Annotated in this window: 19 protein-coding genes; 16 read left to right on the forward strand and 3 right to left on the reverse strand. The window is 72.8% G+C overall.

Annotation, left to right across the window (positions count from 1 at the left end; all coding sequences use genetic code 11):
- Positions 1-79 precede the first annotated feature (79 nt).
- The 8 genes from LG274_RS08830 (at position 80) to LG274_RS08865 (ending at position 7,000) form a co-directional block, all read left to right on the forward strand.
- A complete protein-coding gene (locus LG274_RS08830; RefSeq protein WP_319075724.1) occupies positions 80-298 on the forward strand; it encodes a hypothetical protein in 219 nt (72 codons plus the stop codon).
- A 183-nt stretch (positions 299-481) separates the two neighbouring features.
- Positions 482-1,285 carry a hypothetical protein gene (locus LG274_RS08835; protein WP_404463996.1) on the forward strand — a complete coding sequence of 268 codons (804 nt, stop codon included), beginning with the start codon at positions 482-484 and terminating at the stop codon, positions 1,283-1,285.
- Positions 1,282-1,773: a phage holin family protein gene (locus tag LG274_RS08840; RefSeq protein WP_298710696.1), complete on the forward strand. Its 492-nt coding sequence runs from the start codon at positions 1,282-1,284 to the stop codon at positions 1,771-1,773. The genes LG274_RS08835 and LG274_RS08840 overlap by 4 nt, the downstream gene beginning before the upstream one ends.
- On the forward strand, positions 1,770-2,477 hold the full coding sequence (locus LG274_RS08845) for a DUF3618 domain-containing protein (protein ID WP_248118561.1): 708 nt from the start codon (positions 1,770-1,772) through the stop codon (positions 2,475-2,477). Before LG274_RS08840 ends, LG274_RS08845 begins: the two co-directional genes overlap by 4 nt.
- 131 nt (positions 2,478-2,608) lie before the next feature.
- Positions 2,609-3,598 (forward strand): pantoate--beta-alanine ligase, encoded by a 990-nt coding sequence (panC, locus tag LG274_RS08850; RefSeq protein WP_404463999.1) that lies wholly within the window; start codon positions 2,609-2,611, stop codon positions 3,596-3,598.
- Complete coding sequence (locus LG274_RS08855; protein WP_298710690.1) at positions 3,595-4,356, forward strand: DNA-3-methyladenine glycosylase; 762 nt, start codon at positions 3,595-3,597, stop codon at positions 4,354-4,356. Before panC ends, LG274_RS08855 begins: the two co-directional genes overlap by 4 nt.
- Before the next feature lie 72 nt (positions 4,357-4,428).
- On the forward strand, positions 4,429-4,908 hold the full coding sequence (locus tag LG274_RS08860) for an SRPBCC family protein (RefSeq protein ID WP_248118563.1): 480 nt from the start codon (positions 4,429-4,431) through the stop codon (positions 4,906-4,908).
- Positions 4,909-5,014: 106 nt separating this feature from the next.
- Positions 5,015-7,000, forward strand: coding sequence for a M13 family metallopeptidase (locus LG274_RS08865; protein ID WP_404464002.1), 1,986 nt, complete (start codon positions 5,015-5,017; stop codon positions 6,998-7,000).
- 86 nt (positions 7,001-7,086) lie between these two features.
- Here the strand turns inward: LG274_RS08865 and LG274_RS08870 are convergent, their stop codons facing one another.
- Both LG274_RS08870 and LG274_RS08875 read right to left on the reverse strand, forming a co-directional pair.
- Positions 7,087-7,566, reverse strand: coding sequence for a MarR family transcriptional regulator (locus tag LG274_RS08870; RefSeq protein ID WP_248117812.1), 480 nt, complete (start codon positions 7,564-7,566; stop codon positions 7,087-7,089).
- Positions 7,559-9,463: an MDR family MFS transporter gene (locus LG274_RS08875; RefSeq protein ID WP_404464004.1), complete on the reverse strand. Its 1,905-nt coding sequence runs from the start codon at positions 9,461-9,463 to the stop codon at positions 7,559-7,561. Before LG274_RS08875 ends, LG274_RS08870 begins: the two co-directional genes overlap by 8 nt.
- Before the next feature lie 126 nt (positions 9,464-9,589).
- Between LG274_RS08875 and LG274_RS08880 the strand changes: the two genes are divergently transcribed.
- The 8 genes from LG274_RS08880 (at position 9,590) to LG274_RS08915 (ending at position 17,003) form a co-directional block, all read left to right on the forward strand.
- On the forward strand, positions 9,590-10,579 hold the full coding sequence (locus LG274_RS08880) for a D-glycerate dehydrogenase (protein ID WP_298710670.1): 990 nt from the start codon (positions 9,590-9,592) through the stop codon (positions 10,577-10,579).
- A gap of 21 nt (positions 10,580-10,600) precedes the next feature.
- A complete protein-coding gene (lysS, locus tag LG274_RS08885; protein WP_404464007.1) occupies positions 10,601-12,127 on the forward strand; it encodes a lysine--tRNA ligase in 1,527 nt (508 codons plus the stop codon).
- Positions 12,128-12,130: 3 nt separating this feature from the next.
- Positions 12,131-12,343 (forward strand): hypothetical protein, encoded by a 213-nt coding sequence (locus LG274_RS08890; RefSeq protein ID WP_366371196.1) that lies wholly within the window; start codon positions 12,131-12,133, stop codon positions 12,341-12,343.
- A gap of 268 nt (positions 12,344-12,611) precedes the next feature.
- Positions 12,612-12,887 (forward strand): Lsr2 family protein, encoded by a 276-nt coding sequence (locus LG274_RS08895; protein WP_404464009.1) that lies wholly within the window; start codon positions 12,612-12,614, stop codon positions 12,885-12,887.
- A 157-nt stretch (positions 12,888-13,044) separates the two neighbouring features.
- Entirely contained in the window at positions 13,045-15,588 is a 2,544-nt protein-coding gene (locus LG274_RS08900; RefSeq protein WP_404464011.1) for an ATP-dependent Clp protease ATP-binding subunit, read from the forward strand.
- Between the two features lie 247 nt (positions 15,589-15,835).
- Complete coding sequence (locus tag LG274_RS08905; protein ID WP_404464013.1) at positions 15,836-16,039, forward strand: CsbD family protein; 204 nt, start codon at positions 15,836-15,838, stop codon at positions 16,037-16,039.
- 183 nt (positions 16,040-16,222) lie between these two features.
- Entirely contained in the window at positions 16,223-16,414 is a 192-nt protein-coding gene (locus LG274_RS08910; protein ID WP_298710655.1) for an antitoxin, read from the forward strand.
- Positions 16,415-16,487: 73 nt separating this feature from the next.
- On the forward strand, positions 16,488-17,003 hold the full coding sequence (locus tag LG274_RS08915; protein ID WP_404464015.1) for an amino-acid N-acetyltransferase: 516 nt from the start codon (positions 16,488-16,490) through the stop codon (positions 17,001-17,003).
- 24 nt (positions 17,004-17,027) lie between these two features.
- Here the strand turns inward: LG274_RS08915 and LG274_RS08920 are convergent, their stop codons facing one another.
- Positions 17,028-17,957 carry an A/G-specific adenine glycosylase gene (locus LG274_RS08920; protein ID WP_319075741.1) on the reverse strand — a complete coding sequence of 310 codons (930 nt, stop codon included), beginning with the start codon at positions 17,955-17,957 and terminating at the stop codon, positions 17,028-17,030.
- Positions 17,958-18,011: the final 54 nt, after the last annotated feature.

Consider the following 18,011-nt stretch of genomic DNA (forward strand, 5'->3'; position numbering starts at 1 on the left):
CGCTCGCGGAGGCAGGCACACACGCCGCTTCCCCATGTCGTAGCGGCGTGTATGCCTGCCTCCCGATGAGGGGCCCGCGTTGCCCCGGTCACACCTGGCCGGATGGAACGGGCGGCATGACCTCGCCCGCGGCGCCGTGGCCCTCGCGGTCGCCGTGGCCGTGAGCGCCCCGCTGGCCGCCCCGCCCGTCGCCGCTCCCTCCTCCCAGGCCCCGGCCCACGCCGCTCACGCCCAGATGGCCGAGAAGGAGGAGCACCCGGGCCAGGGCAGGGGCCACGGCATCCGCCGCGGGCGCTGACTCCCTTCAGGCCAGGGGGCGGCGCGCGGCAGACGCGGCGTGCCGCCCCTCGCCGTCAGCGGAGGATGATTCCGCGTCGGGGAGCCCTTCCCGCTTCCTTCGGGACCCCCTAGGCTGACCGCAAGTCGTCGCATCCGCGTCAATGGGCGGGCGCGACGTGAGCAGAACAAAGGAAGGGAAGTCATGGCGAACAAGAACAACACGTCTCACAACGCCCAGAACGGCGCCCACGCGCCGCAGGGCGAGGACTCGGCCGCCAAGCGCAGGGCCGAGGAGACCGCCGCCGAGGCCAAGGGCCAGGCGAAGAACGTCGCGCAGGACGCCAAGGGCGCCGCGCAGGACCTGGCGCAGACCGCTCAGCATGAGGCCGGCGAGGTCAAGGACGCCGCCGTGCAGCAGGTCAAGTCCCTCGCGGGCACCGTGCAGGAGCAGGTGACCGGCCAGGTCGGCACCCAGCACGAGCGCCTCGCCACCCAGGCCCGCTCCGTCACGGACGACCTGCACCGCGTCCTCTCGGGCCAGCAGCCCGAGTCGGACATGGTCCGCCAGGCCGTCACCGCCGTCGCCGACCGCGCCGAGTCCCTGACCCAGCGCCTCGAGACCTCCCAGCCCCAGGACCTCCTGCGGGACGTGCGCGGCTTCGCCGCCCGCAAGCCCGGCACCTTCCTCGCCGTCGCCCTGGGCCTCGGCGTGGTGGCCGGCCGCCTGACCCGCGGCATGCGCGACGCCGAGCAGCCCGAGCTGACCTCGGGCCGCGACGACCGTGCCCCCCAGCACCGTCGCGAGATGGAGCCCACGGGCGTGCAGGGCGATGTCGCCCCCCACCACATCTCCTCCAGCATCCCGGCCCACACCGGCGACGACGCCCCCCGCGACTCGGACCTGCCCCGCGGCACCATGCCCGTGCCGCAGGTCGACCCGGTGACCGGGATGCCCGTCTCCGCCACGGATCCGTTCGACCAGACCCTTCCCGGGGGCCGCGCATGAGCACGGCCCACGAGACGCACGGACCCGCTCCCGCGGCCGGCAGCACCACCACGGGACACATCGCCGGGGCCCACACCCCCGCGCCGACGCAGGCGGAGGCCCGCGCCGAGCACGAGTCGCTCGGCGAGATGTTCACCTCGTTCTCCGCGAAGCTCTCCACGCTGGTGAGCCAGGAGATCGCGCTGGCCAAGGCCGAGGCCACCGACTCGGCCAAGAAGGCGGGCAAGGGCGCCGGAATGCTGGCGGGCGCTGCCGTCGCCGGCTTCTTCGTGCTGATGTTCCTCTCGATGGCCCTGATGTACGGGCTCGGCGCGCTCATGCCCCTCGGCTGGGCGGCGCTGATCGTGGCCGTCCTGTGGGGCATCGCCGCCGCTGTGCTGGCCTCCATGGGCAAGAAGCACCTCGACAAGATCAAGGGTCTTCCCCAGACCCAGCAGACGCTTCAGGAGATCCCCGAGACCCTGAACCCCGCGAAGGAGACGCGATGACCACGAGCAACAACCCCGATGAGATCCGCGCCGAGATCGAGCGCACCCGCTACGAGCTGGGCCAGGACGTCGACGCGCTGGCCGAGAAGGTCAGCCCCACCAAGGCCGTGAGCCGCCAGACCGAGCGCGTGAAGCACGGCGTGAAGGACGGCCTGCAGTCCGTCAAGGAGAACATCATGGGCACGCCCGACCACCACACCTCCCCGTCTGCCACGGACCGAGCCCGCTACGCGGCCGCGGACGCGCGCAGCACCGCCCATGATGTGGCCGACCAGGCTCGTGGCACTGCCCACGACGTGGCGGATCAGGCCCGTGACTGGGCAGATGACGCCCAGCACGCCGTCCGCCAGGCTCCGGCCCAGGTGCGCGGCCGCACTGCCGGCAACCCCCTCGCCGCCGGCCTGATCGCCTTCGGCGCCGGCATGCTGGTCAGCGCGCTCATCCCGGCCTCCGAGGTCGAGCAGCGCGCCGCCGAGCGCGTGAAGGACCAGGCTGCCCCGCTGGTGGACCAGGCCAAGCACGTCGCGCAGGAGATGGGCGAGGACCTCAAGCCCCTGGCCCAGGACGCCGCGCAGTCCGTCAAGGATGCCGCCGCCGACGCCGCCGACCACGTGAAGGCCGAGGGCGCCGACAAGGCCCAGGGCCTGAAGGCGGAGTCCGCCGACGCCGCCCAGCAGGTCAAGGGGACCGCCAAGAACGCCTGAGTCGCGTTCCACACCACCCCGCGCAGAGGCCTCCGCCGACCACATGTCGGCGGAGGCCTCTGCGCGTCCGCGCCGGGCGGGCGGGCTGTCCGGCCTCCAGCCCCGCCGCTCGCGCCCCTAGACTCGCCTGTGTGAATGCCGCGTCTCGCCCCTCCGCACCGACCGCCTCCGCGCAGCCCGCCTCTGCACCGTCCGGCGCCTCCGCGCTCACGACGACGAAGCACGCCTTCCGCGCCGGGCTGGCCGCCGCCGTCGATCGCGCCGAGGACGCCGGAGCCGCCGCGGCGACCGTGGGTCTGGTGCCCACGATGGGCGCCCTCCACGACGGGCACGCCGCCCTCGTGCGCCGCGCCCGCGCCGAGAACGACGTGGTCGCCGTCAGCATCTTCGTGAACCCCCTGCAGTTCGGGGACCCGGCGGACCTGGAGCACTACCCCCGCACGCTCGAGGCGGACCTGGAGCTGCTCGCCGAGGCTGGAGCGGACGTGGTCTTCGCGCCCAGCACGGCGGAGATGTACCCCGGCTTCCCGGACGCCCCCCTCGTCCGGGTGACGGCGGGCCGGATGGGGACCGTCCTCGAGGGCGCGTCCCGCCCGGGGCACTTCGACGGCGTGTGCACCGTGGTGGCCACGCTCTGGAACCTCGCCCGCCCGCCGCGTGGGGGCGTGCTGCGCAGCTACTTCGGCCAGAAGGACGCCCAGCAGGTCGCCGTGCTGCGGCGTCTCGCCCACGACCTCGACGTCCCCGTGGAGGTGCGGGCCGTCCCGATCGTCCGCTCCGCGGAGGGGCTGGCGCTCTCGAGCCGCAACGCCCGCCTCTCGGACGAGGAGCGCGTCTCCGCCCTCGTGCTCAGCCGGGCGCTGCGCTCCCTCGCGGAGGCTGCGGACGAGGAGACGGTGATCGACGTGGAGGCGGCGCGCCAGATGGTCCGGGACGAGCCCGGAGTCACCCTCGACCACCTCGTGGTGGTGGACCGGGGGACCCTCGAGGAGCTCGGTGCGGAGCTGCTGTGCCAGCCGCTGCGCCGGGACGCCCTCGCGCTCGTGGCCGCACAGGTGGGCCCCGTGCGCCTGATCGACAACATGGTGCTGTCCGCCCCGGGCGCCTCGCCGGCCGCATGAACCGCGCCGAGCTGTCCGCCCTGTTCGAGGCCCACCCCACCGCGCTGGCCGAGGGCCTGCTCGGCTGCCGCCTCACCGTGGCCGCAGCGGACGGCGCGGTGACCGTGCGCCTCACGGAGACGGAGGCCTACGGGGACGCCGGCGTCGACCCGGGCGCCCACTCGTTCCGCGGGCGCACCGAGCGCAACGCGGCGCTGTTCGGGCCCGTGCGTCACACCTACGTGTACCTGAACTACGGCATCCACAAGTGCCTGAACTTGGTGGGCCACCCCGCGGACCAGGCCGGCGGCGTCCTGCTGCGTGCCGGGGAGGTCGTGGACGGGCGGGGGCTCGCCGTCGGACGCCGCGGCCGGGACACCGCCGTGAAGCTCCTCTCCGGCCCCGGCAACCTGGGCCAGGGGCTGGGCATCACGCTCGCGATGGGCCACGCGCCCGTGGAGCTTGTCGACGACGCCCCGCCCGCCGACTCGGTCTCCCTCGCCGAGGGACCGGCCGCAGACCAGACGATCGCGGCCCCGGGCGCGCCCGCCGACGCCGTGCGTCCGGCCCGCTTCCTCCTCGCGCCCCCGCCGCCGGGGCAGAGCCGCGCCGAGGTGCGGCGCGGTCCGCGCGTCGGGGTGTCCGGGGAGGGCGGGTCCGTGCGCTTCCCGTGGCGCTTCCACCTCGCGGGCGAGGCCAGCGTGTCGGCCTACCGGGCCGGCCGGAACGTGCCGCCCGCCGGGCCGTCCGCGCCGTCCGCGCCGTCCGCGGGGAACTGACGGGGGGCGGGGAACTGACGCGGGGCGGGCAGGCCTTGCCGCCCGCCCCGCGTCAGCGCCTACGGTGAGGGCATGAACAAGAACGAGACGCCCCAGGGCGAGAAGCAGATCACCGTCACCCGCACCATCGACGCCTCCGCCAAGGACATCTTCGACGTGCTGACGCTGCCGTCGAACCACTCGACGTTCGACGGCTCCGGCATGGTGCGCGCGGATGACAAGTCCCAGCGCATCCAGAAGGTGGGCGACGTGTTCACCATGAACATGCACGCCGAGCACATGGGCGGGGACTACCAGACCGACAACCACGTGGTGGCCTACGACCAGAACAAGCTCGTGGGCTGGAAGACCGCCCCCGCCGGCACGGAGCCCAAGGGCTGGGAGTGGGTGTACTCCCTGCAGGACAACGGCTCGGGGAGCACCGACGTGACCCTGACGTACGACTGGAGCGACGTCACGGATCCGGAGCTGCTCGCCAAGAACCTGTTCCCCGTAGTGAGCGAGGAGCAGTTGGAGGAGTCCCTCGCGAAGCTGGCCTCAGTCGTCGCCTGAGACTCCCTTCCCCGACGCGCGGCCCGCGCCGGCGGCTAGAGTGCGGAGCAGATCCGCCAGCCGCCCGCCCGGGCCGCTGCTCGTTCCGGACCCAGGAGACGCCGCCGTGACCGCAGACCCCGCCACCGCCCCCTCGCCGCGCGAGGACCTCTACCGCCATGTGAACGGGGAGTGGCTGGCCACCCACGAGATCCCCGCCGACCAGGGCGCGTTCGGCGCGTTCCTGGAGCTGCGCGAGGCCGCCGAGCTCGCGGTGCGCCATCTGTGCGAGGACGCCGTGCGGGAGACGGGGGCGGATGGCCCCACCTCGTCCGGTTCCGAGGAGGACGCCCCCCGCAAGCGCCGGATCGCGGCGATCTACGCCTCGTTCATGGACGAGGAGACCGTGGAGGCGCGGGGCCTCGAGCCGATCGTGGGAGACCTGGCCGCCATCGAGACGGTCTCCACCGCGGAGGAGCTCCTCACCCTCTCCGGCCTGCTGCAGCGTCAGGGCGTCTCCGGGCTCGTGAACACCGGCGCCCTGAACGACGCGGGCGCACCGGAGCGCATGCTCCTGCACCTGCTGCAGGGTGGGCTCGGCCTGCCGGACGAGTCCTACTACCGTGAGGAGGCCTACGCGGAGATCCTCGCCCAGTACACGGCGCACGTCGGCACCCTGTTCGCGCTCGCGGGCATCGGCGGCGACGAGGCCGAGGCGGTGGCCGTGGGCGAGCGCGTGGTGGCCCTCGAGGCGCGCATCGCCGCCCTGCACTGGGACGTGGTGCGCAGCCGGGACGCGGTGGCCCGCTACAACCTCATGACCCGCGAGCAGCTCCTGGAGCTCTTCCCGCTCGGCGCCGCGTGGCTCGAGGGCGTGGGCGCCCACGGTGCCCGCGCGGACGAGGTGGTGGTGTGGCAGCCGGACTTCCTCTCCGGCGTCCAGGGCCTCCTGGCGGGCGAGGACGCCGCGGACCTGGAGGACTGGAAGCACTGGCTGGAGCTGCAGGTGCTGCGATCCTTCGCGGCCGTCCTGCCGGACCCGTTCGTGCAGGAGAGCTTCGCCTTCTACGGCCGGCGGCTGGCGGGCAGCGAGGAGGTCCGCCCCCGCTGGAAGCGCGCCGTGGCCTTCGTCAACGGGGGTGTCGGCGACGACGTGGGCCGCCTCTACGTGGCGCGTCACTTCCCCGCCGGCCACCGCGAGGCCATGGACGAGCTCATGGAGCTGCTGATGGAGGCGTACCGTCGCTCCATCTCCGGGCTGGAGTGGATGGGGGAGGAGACCCGCCAGCGGGCCCTGGAGAAGCTCGCGATGTTCCGGCCCATGGTGGGCTTCCCGGAGACGTGGGTGGACTACTCCGCCCTCGAGGTCGACGCGGGGGACCTGGTGGGCAACAGCCGCGCCCTGGCCGCCTTCGGCTGGGAGCACGACCTCGCCAAGATCGAGGAGGGGCCCGATCCCCGCGAGTGGCACATGACCCCGCAGACCGTGAACGCGTACTACTCGCCTCTCGAGAACGCGATCGTCTTCCCGGCCGCCATCCTGCAGCCCCCGTTCTTCGACCCCGAGCGCTCGATGGCCGCCAATCTCGGCGCGATCGGCGCCGTGATCGGGCACGAGATCGGCCACGGCTTCGACGACCAGGGATCGCAGTACGACGGCGCCGGGCGCCTGCACGACTGGTGGACGCCCGAGGACCGCGAGGCCTTCGCGGACCTCACGGCCCGGCTCGTGCAGCAGTACAGCGCCCTCAGCCCGGCTGAGGCGCCGGACCGCTCCGTGAACGGCGAGTTCACCCTCGGGGAGAACATCGGCGACCTCGGCGGGCTGGGCATCGCCCACCGGGCGCTGGAGATCTGGCGCGATGAACGGGACGGCGCCTCCCAGGACGCCGCGGCGGGCGACCGGGAGTTCTTCGCGGCGTGGGCCGCCGTGTGGCGCCAGCTCACCCGACCGGAGACCATGGTCACCCGCATCGCCTCGGACCCGCATTCGCCCAACGAGTTCCGCTGCAACCAGGTGGCCCGGAACATCGACGCGTTCCACGCGGCCTTCGGCACGCGGGAGGGCGATCCCATGTGGCTGGACCCGGAGGACCGCGTCCTCATCTGGTGAGGCCCGGCCCCGCGCGTCGGGGCCGCCCACTCATGACGGCGCCCGCCGCCCCCCTGCTCGGGGGGGCGGGGGGGGCGCCGCGCCGTTCAGCGGGTCTCGCGCTCGTCCACGAAGCGCAGGAGCAGGGAGGTGAGGGTGTGGATCTCCTCGAGGTCCCACCGCCGCAGGTCCTGCCGGATCCCGCCCCCGGCCGGCCCGCCGCGGACCTCGTCGAGGCGGGCGCGTCCCTCGTCCGTGGCGCTCAGCAGGGCCGATCGCCGGTCCTGCGGATCCGGTTCGCGCCGCACGAGCCCCTCCGCCTCCAGCTCTCGCGTCAGGCGAGAGACCTGTGCGCGGTCCAGGAGCATGTGCTCGGCCAGCGCCGACGGCGTCAGCGGACCCGTGTGGCAGATGGCCGCGAACGCCTTCATCGCCCCCGGCGACATGCCGGGGCTGAGGGCCTCGGCCTGCCGGGCCAGGATCCTGCGGTGCTGCCGGACCAGGTGGGTGAACGCCCCCTCCAGCTCCTGGACGGCGTCCTCGAAGCCCTCGGGCCCCTGGACGGCGGGCGCGTGGGGCTCAGCCACGGCGGACCCGCCCGGCCGCGGCCATGCCGAGGCCGGTCAGGACCGCCGCGGCGATCGCGCCGCCGGCCGTCTGCCACACCCGGCGCGCGGAGGCGGCGGGGCGCCGGGAGCTCCTCGCCGCGTGTCGACGTGCGGTCGGTGCCGCAGCGGTGACGCCCCGCTCCGGGGCCGCCGCGGACGGCGTCGTGGCGGGCGCCGCGGGCACCACGGGGATGCCGCCGGTGGCGGGGAGATCCTGCATGCCCGTGGCGGTGCTGACGGTGGCCAGGTCGGCGCGGGAGGCGTCGAGGCGCTCCGTCGTCGTCATGCGGCCCAGCGGGATGTCGGGGAGGAACAGGATCGCGGCCAGCGCCACCACCGCGAGCGGCACGCCCACGAGGAAGGCCTGGGAGATGCCGGTGGCGTAGATGTCCTCGACGATGACGCGCAGCGCGTCCGGCATCTCCGCAACGCGCGGCAGGCCGCCGGACTGCAGGCGCTGGGCCCACTCGGCGCCCGCCGGACCGAGGCCCTGCATGGCCGCGCCGATGTCAGCGCGGCGCTCGTCGAGCTGCGTGGGCACCACGTTGGCCACCACGGCGCCCATGACGGCGACGCCGATGCTGCCGCCCAGGGAGCGGAAGAAGGTGACGCCGGAGCTGGCGACGCCCATCTGGCGGGGGTCGGTGGTGTTCTGCACGACGAGCACCAGGTTCTGCATCGTCATGCCGACGCCGGCGCCGAGCAGGAACATGTAGACCGACACCAGCCAGAACGGGGTGTCGTAGTGGAGCGTGCCCAGCAGCGCGGTGCCGGCGATGAGCAGGACCGCGCCGACGATGAGCCAGCGCTTCCACACGCCGGTGCGGGTGATGAGGCCGCCGATGACGGTCGAGGAGACCAGCAGGCCCGCGATCATGGGGATCGTCATGAGGCCGGCCTGCGTGGGGGTGGCGCCGCGGGCCAGCTGCATGTACTGCGCCAGGTAGACCGAGGCCCCGAACATGGCGAGGCCCGTGGCGATCGAGGCGACCGTCGCGAGGGTGAAGGTGCGGTCGCGGAAGAGCGTGAGCGGGATGAGCGGCTCGGACACCTTCAGCTCTGTCGCCACGAACAGGGCCGTGGCGACGGCGGCGCCGGCCAGCATCCACGCGGTGGTGGCGCTCGCCCATTCGAACTGGTGGCCCGCGTTGGTGACCCAGATCAGCAGCAGCGCGGTGGCGACGGAGAGGAACACGATGCCCAGGTAGTCCATCGAGACCGTGCGCCGCTCGCGGGGCGGCAGGTGCAGGGTGCGCTGGACCATGACGAGCGCGAGGACGGCGAAGGGCACGGCCACGAAGAAGTTCCAGCGCCAGCCCCACGCGTCGGTGATGAGGCCGCCGGCGAGCGGGCCGCCGACGGTGGCCACGGCCATCACCGCGCCGAACAGGCCCATGTACTTGCCGCGCTCACGCGGGCTGATGATGTCCGCCATGATGACCTGGCTGAGGGCGGCCAGGCCGCCGCCGCCCAGGCCCTGGACCACGCGGCAGGCGATCAGGAACGCGGGGTCGGTGGTGAAGCCCGCCGCCGCGGAGGCGGCGACGAAGATGACGAGGGCGAGCTGGAAGAGGACCTTGCGGTTCACGAGGTCGGCGAGCTTGCCCCAGATGGGGGTGGCGATCGCGGTGGCCAGCAGGGCCGAGGTGATCACCCACGTGTAGGCGTTCTGGCCGCCGCCGATGTCGCTGATGATCACCGGCATCGACGTGGAGACCACCGTGTTGGCGATCATGGAGACGAACATGCCGAGGAGCAGGCCGGTGAGGGCCCGCAGGACGACGCGGTGCTGGGCGGCGTCGGCCGCGGCCTGGCCCAGGGAGGGGCCGCCCGTGGTCGGCGCGGCCTCGGGGGACGAGACGGAGGTGGAGGTCATGGGATCCTTCGATGGTTGACCGATGACAATGATTGACTTGTGTCAACTATAGAGGCCGGGCGCCGGGCGCGGGCCTCCTCGCGCGGTTAGCCTGGTCACGTCCCCCGAGTCGAGAGTGAGCACCCCATGAGCCCCCGCTTCCTGATGATGACCGCCCTGCCCGAGCCCGGACTGGGCATGCTCCGCGACGTCGGCGAGGTGGTGGACGGCGCCGACGTCGGCGGGGACGAGGCCCTCGCCCGGCTGTGCGCCTCCGGGGACTACGACGTGGTCGTGGCCGCGCTCGACCAGAAGTTCACGGCGGAGGTGCTCGCCGACGCGAAGGTCAAGGGCATCGCCAACTACGCCGTCGGGCACAACAACATCGACGTCGCCGCCGCCACCGAGGCGGGGATCGCCGTCGGGAACACCCCGGATGTGCTCACCGAGGCGACGGCGGACATCGCCCTGCTCCTGCTCCTGGGCGTGGCCCGCCGCGCCGTGGAGGGTGAGGCCATGATGCGCGGCGGCCGGTTCGAGGGCTGGCGTGCCGACCTGCTCGTGGGCAAGGACGTGGCCGGAGCGACCCTCGGCCTGGCCGGCTTCGGCCGGATCGGCCGCGCCGTCGCGCGCCGCGGCCTGGCCCTCGGCATGGACGTGGTCTTCGCGCCGCGCCCCCCGGCCCATCGCGAGGTCTCCTTCGCCGAGCTCGGGGAGTTCGCCGGGAAGGTGGAGCAGGTCCGCTGGGAGGAGCTCGTGGAGCGCTCCGACTACCTCTCCCTGCACGTCCCCCTGACCGAGGACACCCGGCACCTCGTGGACGCGGACGTGCTGCGGCGGATGAAGGACGACGCGGTGCTGATCAACACCGCCCGCGGCCCCGTGGTGGACGAGGCGGCGCTCGTGGCGGCCCTGCGCGAGGGCCGGCTCTTCGGCGCCGGGTTCGACGTGTACGAGGAGGAGCCGGCCATGGCCGAGGGCCTCGCGGACCTGAGCAACGTCATGCTCCTGCCCCACCTGGGGTCCGCCACGCGGGGCACGCGCGCCGCGATGGCGGAGCTGACCGCGCGCAACGCCATCGGCATGGCCACGGGCGGTGAGATCCCGGCGCTCGTGAACCCGGAGGCGCGCCGCTGAGCGACAGTAGACTGGACGACTGTGACCTCCCAGAACTCCACGCCCTCGCAGCCCGCCGCCGTCGACCACCACGACCAGCAGGCCGTCCGCGCCGCCAAGCGCGAGCAGCTGCTGGCCGCGGGCCGCGAGGCCTACCCGGTCCAGGTGCCTCGCACGCACTCCCTCGCCGCCGTCCGGGCCGAGTTCGACGGCAAGCACGAGGCCGGGTGGGAGGAGGGACCCGAGGTCTCCGTCACCGGCCGCGTGGTGTTCCTGCGCAACACGGGCAAGCTGTGCTTCGCCACGCTGCAGGAGACCGGGGAGACCGGCGCGGCCGTGCGCCTGCAGGTCATGGTGTCCCTGGCCGAGGTGGGCGAGGAGTCCCTGGCCGAGTGGAAGAAGGCCGTGGACCTCGGCGACTTCCTCTCCGTCACCGGGCGCGTGATCGTCTCGCGCCGCGGCGAGCTGTCCATCCAGGCCACCGCATGGGAGATGGCCTCGAAGGCGCTGCGTCCGCTGCCCGTGCTGCACGCCGACCTCAACGAAGAGACCCGCGTGCGCCAGCGCTACGCGGACCTGATCGTGCGCGACGAGGCCCGCGAGATGGTCTACCGGCGCGCCAAGGTCACGGCCGCCGTGCGCCGCACGCTCGAGGGCCACGGCTACGTGGAGGTGGAGACCCCCATGCTCCAGCTCGTCCACGGCGGCGCCCAGGCCCGCCCGTTCGAGACGCACCTCAACGCGTTCGACCAGCCGATGACGCTGCGCATCGCCACCGAGCTCTACCTCAAGCGCGCCGTGGTCGGCGGGATCGAGCGCGTCTACGAGATCGGCCGCGTGTTCCGCAACGAGGGCGTGGACTCCACGCACTCCCCTGAGTTCACCACCCTCGAGTCCTATGAGGCGTGGGCGGACATGCACGTGATGGCCGAGCGCATGCAGGAGATCATCCTCAACGCCGCGGACGCCGTGGGCGCCGGCCGGCGCCTCGAGACCGCCAAGGGCGTCATCGACCTCGACGGCGAGTGGGCGTGGGTCTCCGTGTACCCGGGCCTGTCCGAGGCCGTGGGCCGGGAGGTCACCCCGGAGACCGACGCCGAGACCCTGCGCGCGATCGCCGCGGAGCACGCGGTCAAGGTGGACCCGAAGTGGGACGCCCAGAAGCTGGTGATCGAGCTCTTCGGCGAGATCGTGGAGCCCACCCTGATGAACCCCACGTTCGTGTACGACTATCCGCCGGCAGCCCAGCCGCTGGCCCGGCCCCACCGGGACGACGACCGTGTGATCGAGGCGTGGGACCTGATCATCGGCGGCATGGAGCGCGGCACCGCGTTCTCCGAGCTGATCGATCCCGTGGTCCAGCGGGAGCGCCTCACCGCGCAGTCCCTCAAGGCCGCCGCCGGCGACGACGAGGCCATGCAGCTGGACGAGGACTTCCTCCGGGCCCTCGAATACGGCGCTCCGCCGATGGGCGGAATCGGTCTGGGAATCGACCGCCTGGTGATGCTCTTCACGGACGCGGGAATCCGGGAGACCATCCTCTTCCCGCTGCTGAAGCCGGAGGCCTGACCCGTGGAGGTCTTCTGGGAGTATTTCTCGGTCCTCGCCCCGTCGGTGGGGCTCGCGCTCATCTTCTGGCTCGTCATGCGCTCGCTCCTGCGGGCCGACTCCGCGGAGCGCGAGACCATGACCCGGCGCGTGACCGGACGTGACGCCCGTGCGGCGCGCGAGGAGCAGGAGGCCGCCGAGTGGGCCGCCCGCCGGCGCTCCGACCCGCCGCGCTGAGCGCGGCGCCGGCCGTGGCTCCCACCACCGCGCATCGGCATTTCCTGCCCGAGAATCCCACTCCCTGGGCGTCCGCCATGAATCCGGACAATGGGCGAGGCCGACCCGTCGGCTTGGGCTATTGTTATTGCCATCTCGCGTGCCCGGAGGCGTGTCCCCATCGTCGGCGGAACATCCCGGCGGATGGTTGAATCCGGTGTCGGATGCACGAGAGCAAGCGATCAGGAAGTGGGAATCGGCAATGGCACAGAAGGTAGAAGTAGTTCTCGTGGATGATCTCGATGGTTCGGCCGCAGTGGAGACCGTGAACTTCGCCCTGGACGGGCGCAACTACGAGGTGGACCTCTCGGAGGAGCACGCTCGCGAGCTGCGCGACTTCCTGAAGCCCTACATGAAGAAGGGCCGGGCGGTGGCCCCGCCGTCGCCCAAGGTCGAGGCCGCGGAGATCCGCAAGTGGGCTGCGGACAACGGCTACGAGGTCTCCAGCCGCGGTCGCCTCCACCGCGACGTCGTGGAGGCCTACCGCAACTCGAAGCGCAAGTGATCCGCATCCCGCGGTGAACCGCGACCCGGCCCCGCGCACGCGGCGCCGGACCCGACGACGACGGGCGGCCGTCTCGCTTCTCCCAGGGGCGAACAGCCGCCCGTCGGCGTTCCCGCGGTGCGTAGTGTCGTGCTCGACCAGACGAGGAGTGTGCCCCATGTTCGAGAGATTCACCGACCGCGCCCGGCGCGTCGTGGTGCTCGCCCAGGAAGAGGCGCGCATGCTGAACCACAGCTACATCGGCACCGAGCACATCCTGCTCGGGCTCATCCACGAGGGTGAGGGCGTCGCCGCCAAGGCGTTGGAGTCCATGGACATCTCCCTGGGCGCCGTCCGCGAGAAGGTCCAGGAGGACATCGGCCAGGGGCAGCAGAACCCGCCCGGCCACATCCCCTTCACCCCGCGCGCCAAGAAGGTGCTCGAGCTGTCGCTGCGCGAGGCCCTGCAGCTGGGCCACAACTACATCGGCACGGAGCACATCCTGCTCGGCCTGATCCGCGAGGGCGAGGGCGTCGCCGCCCAGGTCCTCGTGAAGCTCGGCGCGGACCTCAACCGCGTGCGCCAGACCGTCATCCAGCTCCTCTCCGGCTACCAGGGCGGCGCCCAGGGCGGCAAGGAGACCGCGGGCGCCGGCGTGGGCGCGGGCAGCGACGCCGGCCAGAACGCCGGCTCCGTCGTGCTGGACCAGTTCGGCCGCAACCTCACCGCCGCCGCGCACGACGGCAAGCTGGACCCGGTGATCGGCCGGGCCGGCGAGATGGAGCGGGTCATGCAGGTGCTCTCCCGCCGCACCAAGAACAACCCAGTGCTGATCGGCGAGCCCGGCGTCGGCAAGACCGCCGTCGTCGAGGGCCTGGCCCAGGCGATCGAGCGCGGCGACGTCCCGGAGACCCTCAAGGACAAGCAGCTCTACTCGCTGGACCTCGGCTCCCTCGTGGCGGGCTCGCGCTACCGCGGCGACTTCGAGGAGCGCCTCAAGAAGGTGCTCAAGGAGATCCGCACCCGCGGCGACATCATCCTGTTCATCGACGAGATCCACACCCTCGTCGGCGCGGGCGCCGCGGAGGGCGCGATCGACGCCGCCAGCATCCTCAAGCCGATGCTGGCCCGCGGCGAGCTGCAGACCATCGGCGCCACCACGCTGGACGAGTACCGCAAGCACATCGAGAAGGACGCCGCGCTCGAGCGCCGCTTCCAGCCCATCCAGGTCCCCGAGCCGTCCGTCGCGGACGCCACCGAGATCCTGCGCGGACTGCGGGACCGCTACGAGGCGCACCACAAGGTCTCGATCACCGACGGCGCGCTCTCGGCCGCCGCCACCCTCGCGGACCGCTACGTCTCGGACCGCCATCTGCCGGACAAGGCGATCGACCTGATCGACGAGGCCGGCGCGCGCCTGCGCATCCGCCGCATGACCGTGCCGCCGGAGATCAAGGCCTACGAGTCCCGGATCGCGGAGGTGCGCACCCAGAAGGAGGCCGCCATCGACGGCCAGGACTTCGAGGGCGCGGCCCGCCTGCGGGACCAGGAGCAGCAGCTCGAGGACGAGCGGAGGCAGAAGGAGGAGGCGTGGCGCACCGGCGCCGACGCCGACGTCGCCACGGTGGACGAGGACCTCATCGCCGAGGTGCTCTCCAAGTCCACCGGCATCCCCGTGTTCAAGCTGACCGAGGAGGAGACCGACCGCCTCAAGCACATGGAGGCCGAGCTCCACCAGCGCGTCATCGGCCAGGACGAGGCCATCAAGTCCCTGTCCCGCGCGATCCGCCGTACCCGCGCCGGCCTGAAGGACCCGAACCGCCCCTCGGGGTCGTTCATCTTCGCCGGCCCCACGGGCGTGGGCAAGACGGAGCTGGCCAAGTCCCTCGCCGAGTTCCTCTTCGGGGACGAGGACGCGCTCATCACCCTGGACATGTCCGAGTTCCAGGAGAAGCACACCGTCTCGCGCCTCTTCGGCGCCCCTCCCGGCTACGTGGGCTACGAGGAGGGCGGCCAGCTGACCGAGAAGGTGCGGCGCCGTCCGTTCTCCGTGGTGCTGTTCGACGAGGTGGAGAAGGCCCACGCGGACCTCTTCAACTCGCTGCTGCAGATCCTCGAGGACGGCCGCCTGACCGACTCGCAGGGCCGTGTGGTGGACTTCAAGAACACCGTGATCATCATGACCACCAACCTGGGCACCCGGGACATCTCCAAGGGCGTCATGACGGGCTTCCAGTCCAGCGCGGACACCTCCACCGGCTACGAGCGGATGAAGGGCAAGGTCCGCGAGGAGCTGCGCCAGCACTTCCGCCCCGAGTTCCTCAACCGGGTGGACGACGTCATCGTCTTCCCGCAGCTGAAGAAGGAGGAGATCGTCCAGATCGTGGACCTCTTCGTGGCCCGGCTGCAGAAGCGCCTGGACGAGAAGGGCCTCACCGTGGAGCTCTCCCAGGCGGCGAAGGACCTGCTCGCCGAGCGAGGCTACGACCCGGCCATGGGTGCCCGCCCGCTGCGCCGCACCATCCAGCAGATGGTGGAGGACCAGCTCTCGGAGAAGATCCTCTTCGGCGAGATCCCGGCCGGCTCCACGATCCACGTGGGGGTGACCGGCGAGGGGGAGTCCGCCGAGCTGACCTTCGAGTTCACCGGCGGCCGCGCCGCGCTCGACGGCGAGGAGCTGGCCGCGCTCGAGGCCGGCCTCGGCTCCACCGGCACGGACTGACCCGGTCCTCCGGCGCCGTCCGCGGGCGCCACGACGACGGCCGCCCTCGCACGCGCGGGAGCGGCCGTCGTCGTGCGGGGGCTCGGACGGGGCCGCCGGCGCCGCCTCGGACCGCGGCGGTCCTTCCTGTGGGCTTCCGGAGAGTCGGTCGGGACCTCTTGACCCGTTCTGTGCCACCCCGTTGACTGGCTGATCACAGGGCGCGTCGCATGAGGCGGCCGGCAGGATGACCAGGAGGAGCAGACACATGGCTGACATCCAGAACTCGATGGACAAGGTGGCGGGCAAGGCCAAGGAGGGCCTCGGCAAGGTCTCCGGTGACGACGAGATGCGCGCCGAGGGCACCACGCAGTCCACCGCCGCCGACGCCAAGGGTGCCATGCAGGATGCGGGCGACAAGCTCAAGGGTGCCGCCCAGGGCATCAAGGACGGCCTGACCGACGGTCGCTGACGCGATCCGGCGGTCAGCCTGTCCGCGCCGCACTCCGACACCGATTCGACGATCGACGCCGTGCAGGAGCAGGTGCTGAGCCAGGGCGCCGCCACCGTGCAGACCGACGGCGACCTCTGACTCGGCCACGACAGATCGCTGACGGGCACTCGCCCGTCGGGCTCATCCCCGAAGGAGAACACCATGGACATGAACAAGATCGGCGACCTCGCCAACCAGCACTCCGACAAGGTCAACAGCGCCGTGGACGGCGCCCAGGAGCAGCACGCCGACAAGCTCGGCGAGCACGCGGGCCTGGTGAACAAGGGCGTCGACGGCGCCCAGGAGAAGTTCCTGAACGACTCCGAGGAGCAGTCCGGCGGCACCCCCGCCTGAGCTCCTCCGCTCCGCGTCGGCCTCCACCCTGGACTCCCGGGCGGGGGCCGACGTGCGTCCTAGACTGGACCCCATGCCCGCCGACCCCCAGCTGACCCTGCGCCTCGCGCGCACGCAGGACGTGCCCGCCATCCAGGCCCTGGTGCAGCCCCTCGCGGAGGAGCGCGTCCTCCTGCAGAAGGAGGCGGTGGCGTACTACGAGGCCATCCAGGAGTTCCTGGTGGTCGAGGACGAGGCGGGAGCCCTCGCCGGGTTCGGGGCCCTGCACGTGATGTGGCAGGACCTGGCCGAGGTGCGCACCCTCGCGGTCGCGGACGGCTTCCGCGGCACGGGCGTGGGCCACCGCCTGCTCGGCGCCCTCCTCGAGCGGGCGCGGGGGATCGGCGTGTCCCGGGTCTTCTGCCTCACCTTCGAGGTGGAGTTCTTCCGCCGGCACGGCTTCGAGGTCATGGCTGACCAGAGCGCGGTGGACCCCGAGGTGTACGCCGAGCTGCTGCGCTCCACGGACGAGGGTGTGGCCGAGTTCCTCGACCTGGCCCGCGTGAAGCCGAACACGCTCGGCAACACGCGCATGATCCGTGCGCTCTGAGGGGTCTCGGCCCGGGCGGGCGGACTAGGGGAACCGGAGGGCGCCGTCGTCGTCCGCCACGGCGAGCCCGTCCCGCACGAGCCCGGCGACGCACCGCTCCCACTGCTCGTCCGTGGGCGCGTGTGCGCCCAGGCGTCCGACGGCGGCGGCCCGCTCGCGCACCGCGTCCGGGGGGAGCCGCCCGTCGGCGCGCAGGGCGGCCATCACGGCGCCCCGCACCTGGCGGTCCGTGCCCGCCCACGCCTGCCCCTTCGGCGCGATCTGCGGCGCGGGCGAGCCGGCGGCCACCCACGCGCACCGCTCCAGCAGCGGGCAGCGCTCACATGCGGGCGAGCGGGCCGTGCACACGAGGGCGCCCAGCTCCATGACGGCGGCGTTCCAGCGGTTGGCGTCGTCGGGATCGGCGGGCATGAGGGCGCCTGCCAGGCGCATCTCGGCGCGGGTCAGGGCCTTCGGCGGCAGGGCGGTGCCGCCCACCGCGCGGGCGAACACCCGCCGCACGTTGGTGTCCACCACGGTCTCCGGGATGCCGAACGCGAAGCTGGAGACCGCCGCGGCCGTGTACTCGCCCACACCGGGCAGGGCCCGGAGCGCGACGGGGTCCGCGGGCACGCCGCCGCCGTGGCGCTCGACGACGGCGCGCGCCGCCTCCTGCAGCCGCAGCGCCCGCCGCGGGTAGCCGAGCCGGTCCCACGCGGTGAGCACGTCCGCGGTGGGGGCGGCGGCGAGGTCTGCCGGCGTGGGCCAGCGCTCCATCCACGCCCGCCACCGCGGGAGCACGCGCACCACGGGTGTCTGCTGGAGCATGATCTCGGAGACGAGCACGCCCCACGGCGGGCAGTCCGGGTCCCGCCACGGCAGGTCCCGGGCATGCTGCGCGAACCAGTCCAGCACGGCCGCATGGAGCCCTGCCGGGTCGGCGACCGGCGCGGTCTGCGGGGTGTGGCTGGGCATGGCGTCCACTCTAGGTGTACCCGGTCAGGACGTTGGTGGCACGAGGGAGCTTGA

The organism is Micrococcus antarcticus (assembly GCF_044872765.1).
In the GTDB taxonomy this organism is placed as follows: Bacteria; Actinomycetota; Actinomycetes; order Actinomycetales; family Micrococcaceae; genus Micrococcus.

Bases quoted from the DNA above. Each gene is read 5' to 3' on its own strand.
- LG274_RS08835 (WP_404463996.1), top strand. From the start codon at position 482: ATGGCGAACAAGAACAACACGTCTCACAACGCCCAGAACGGCGCCCAC.
- LG274_RS08840 (WP_298710696.1), top strand. From the start codon at position 1,282: ATGAGCACGGCCCACGAGACGCACGGACCCGCTCCCGCGGCCGGCAGC.
- LG274_RS08845 (WP_248118561.1), top strand. From the start codon at position 1,770: ATGACCACGAGCAACAACCCCGATGAGATCCGCGCCGAGATCGAGCGC.
- LG274_RS08855 (WP_298710690.1), top strand. From the start codon at position 3,595: ATGAACCGCGCCGAGCTGTCCGCCCTGTTCGAGGCCCACCCCACCGCG.
- LG274_RS08860 (WP_248118563.1), top strand. From the start codon at position 4,429: ATGAACAAGAACGAGACGCCCCAGGGCGAGAAGCAGATCACCGTCACC.
- LG274_RS08875 (WP_404464004.1), bottom strand. From the start codon at position 9,463: ATGACCTCCACCTCCGTCTCGTCCCCCGAGGCCGCGCCGACCACGGGC.
- LG274_RS08880 (WP_298710670.1), top strand. From the start codon at position 9,590: ATGAGCCCCCGCTTCCTGATGATGACCGCCCTGCCCGAGCCCGGACTG.
- LG274_RS08900 (WP_404464011.1), top strand. From the start codon at position 13,045: ATGTTCGAGAGATTCACCGACCGCGCCCGGCGCGTCGTGGTGCTCGCC.
- LG274_RS08905 (WP_404464013.1), top strand. From the start codon at position 15,836: ATGGCTGACATCCAGAACTCGATGGACAAGGTGGCGGGCAAGGCCAAG.
- LG274_RS08910 (WP_298710655.1), top strand. From the start codon at position 16,223: ATGGACATGAACAAGATCGGCGACCTCGCCAACCAGCACTCCGACAAG.
- LG274_RS08915 (WP_404464015.1), top strand. From the start codon at position 16,488: ATGCCCGCCGACCCCCAGCTGACCCTGCGCCTCGCGCGCACGCAGGAC.
- LG274_RS08920 (WP_319075741.1), bottom strand. From the start codon at position 17,957: ATGCCCAGCCACACCCCGCAGACCGCGCCGGTCGCCGACCCGGCAGGG.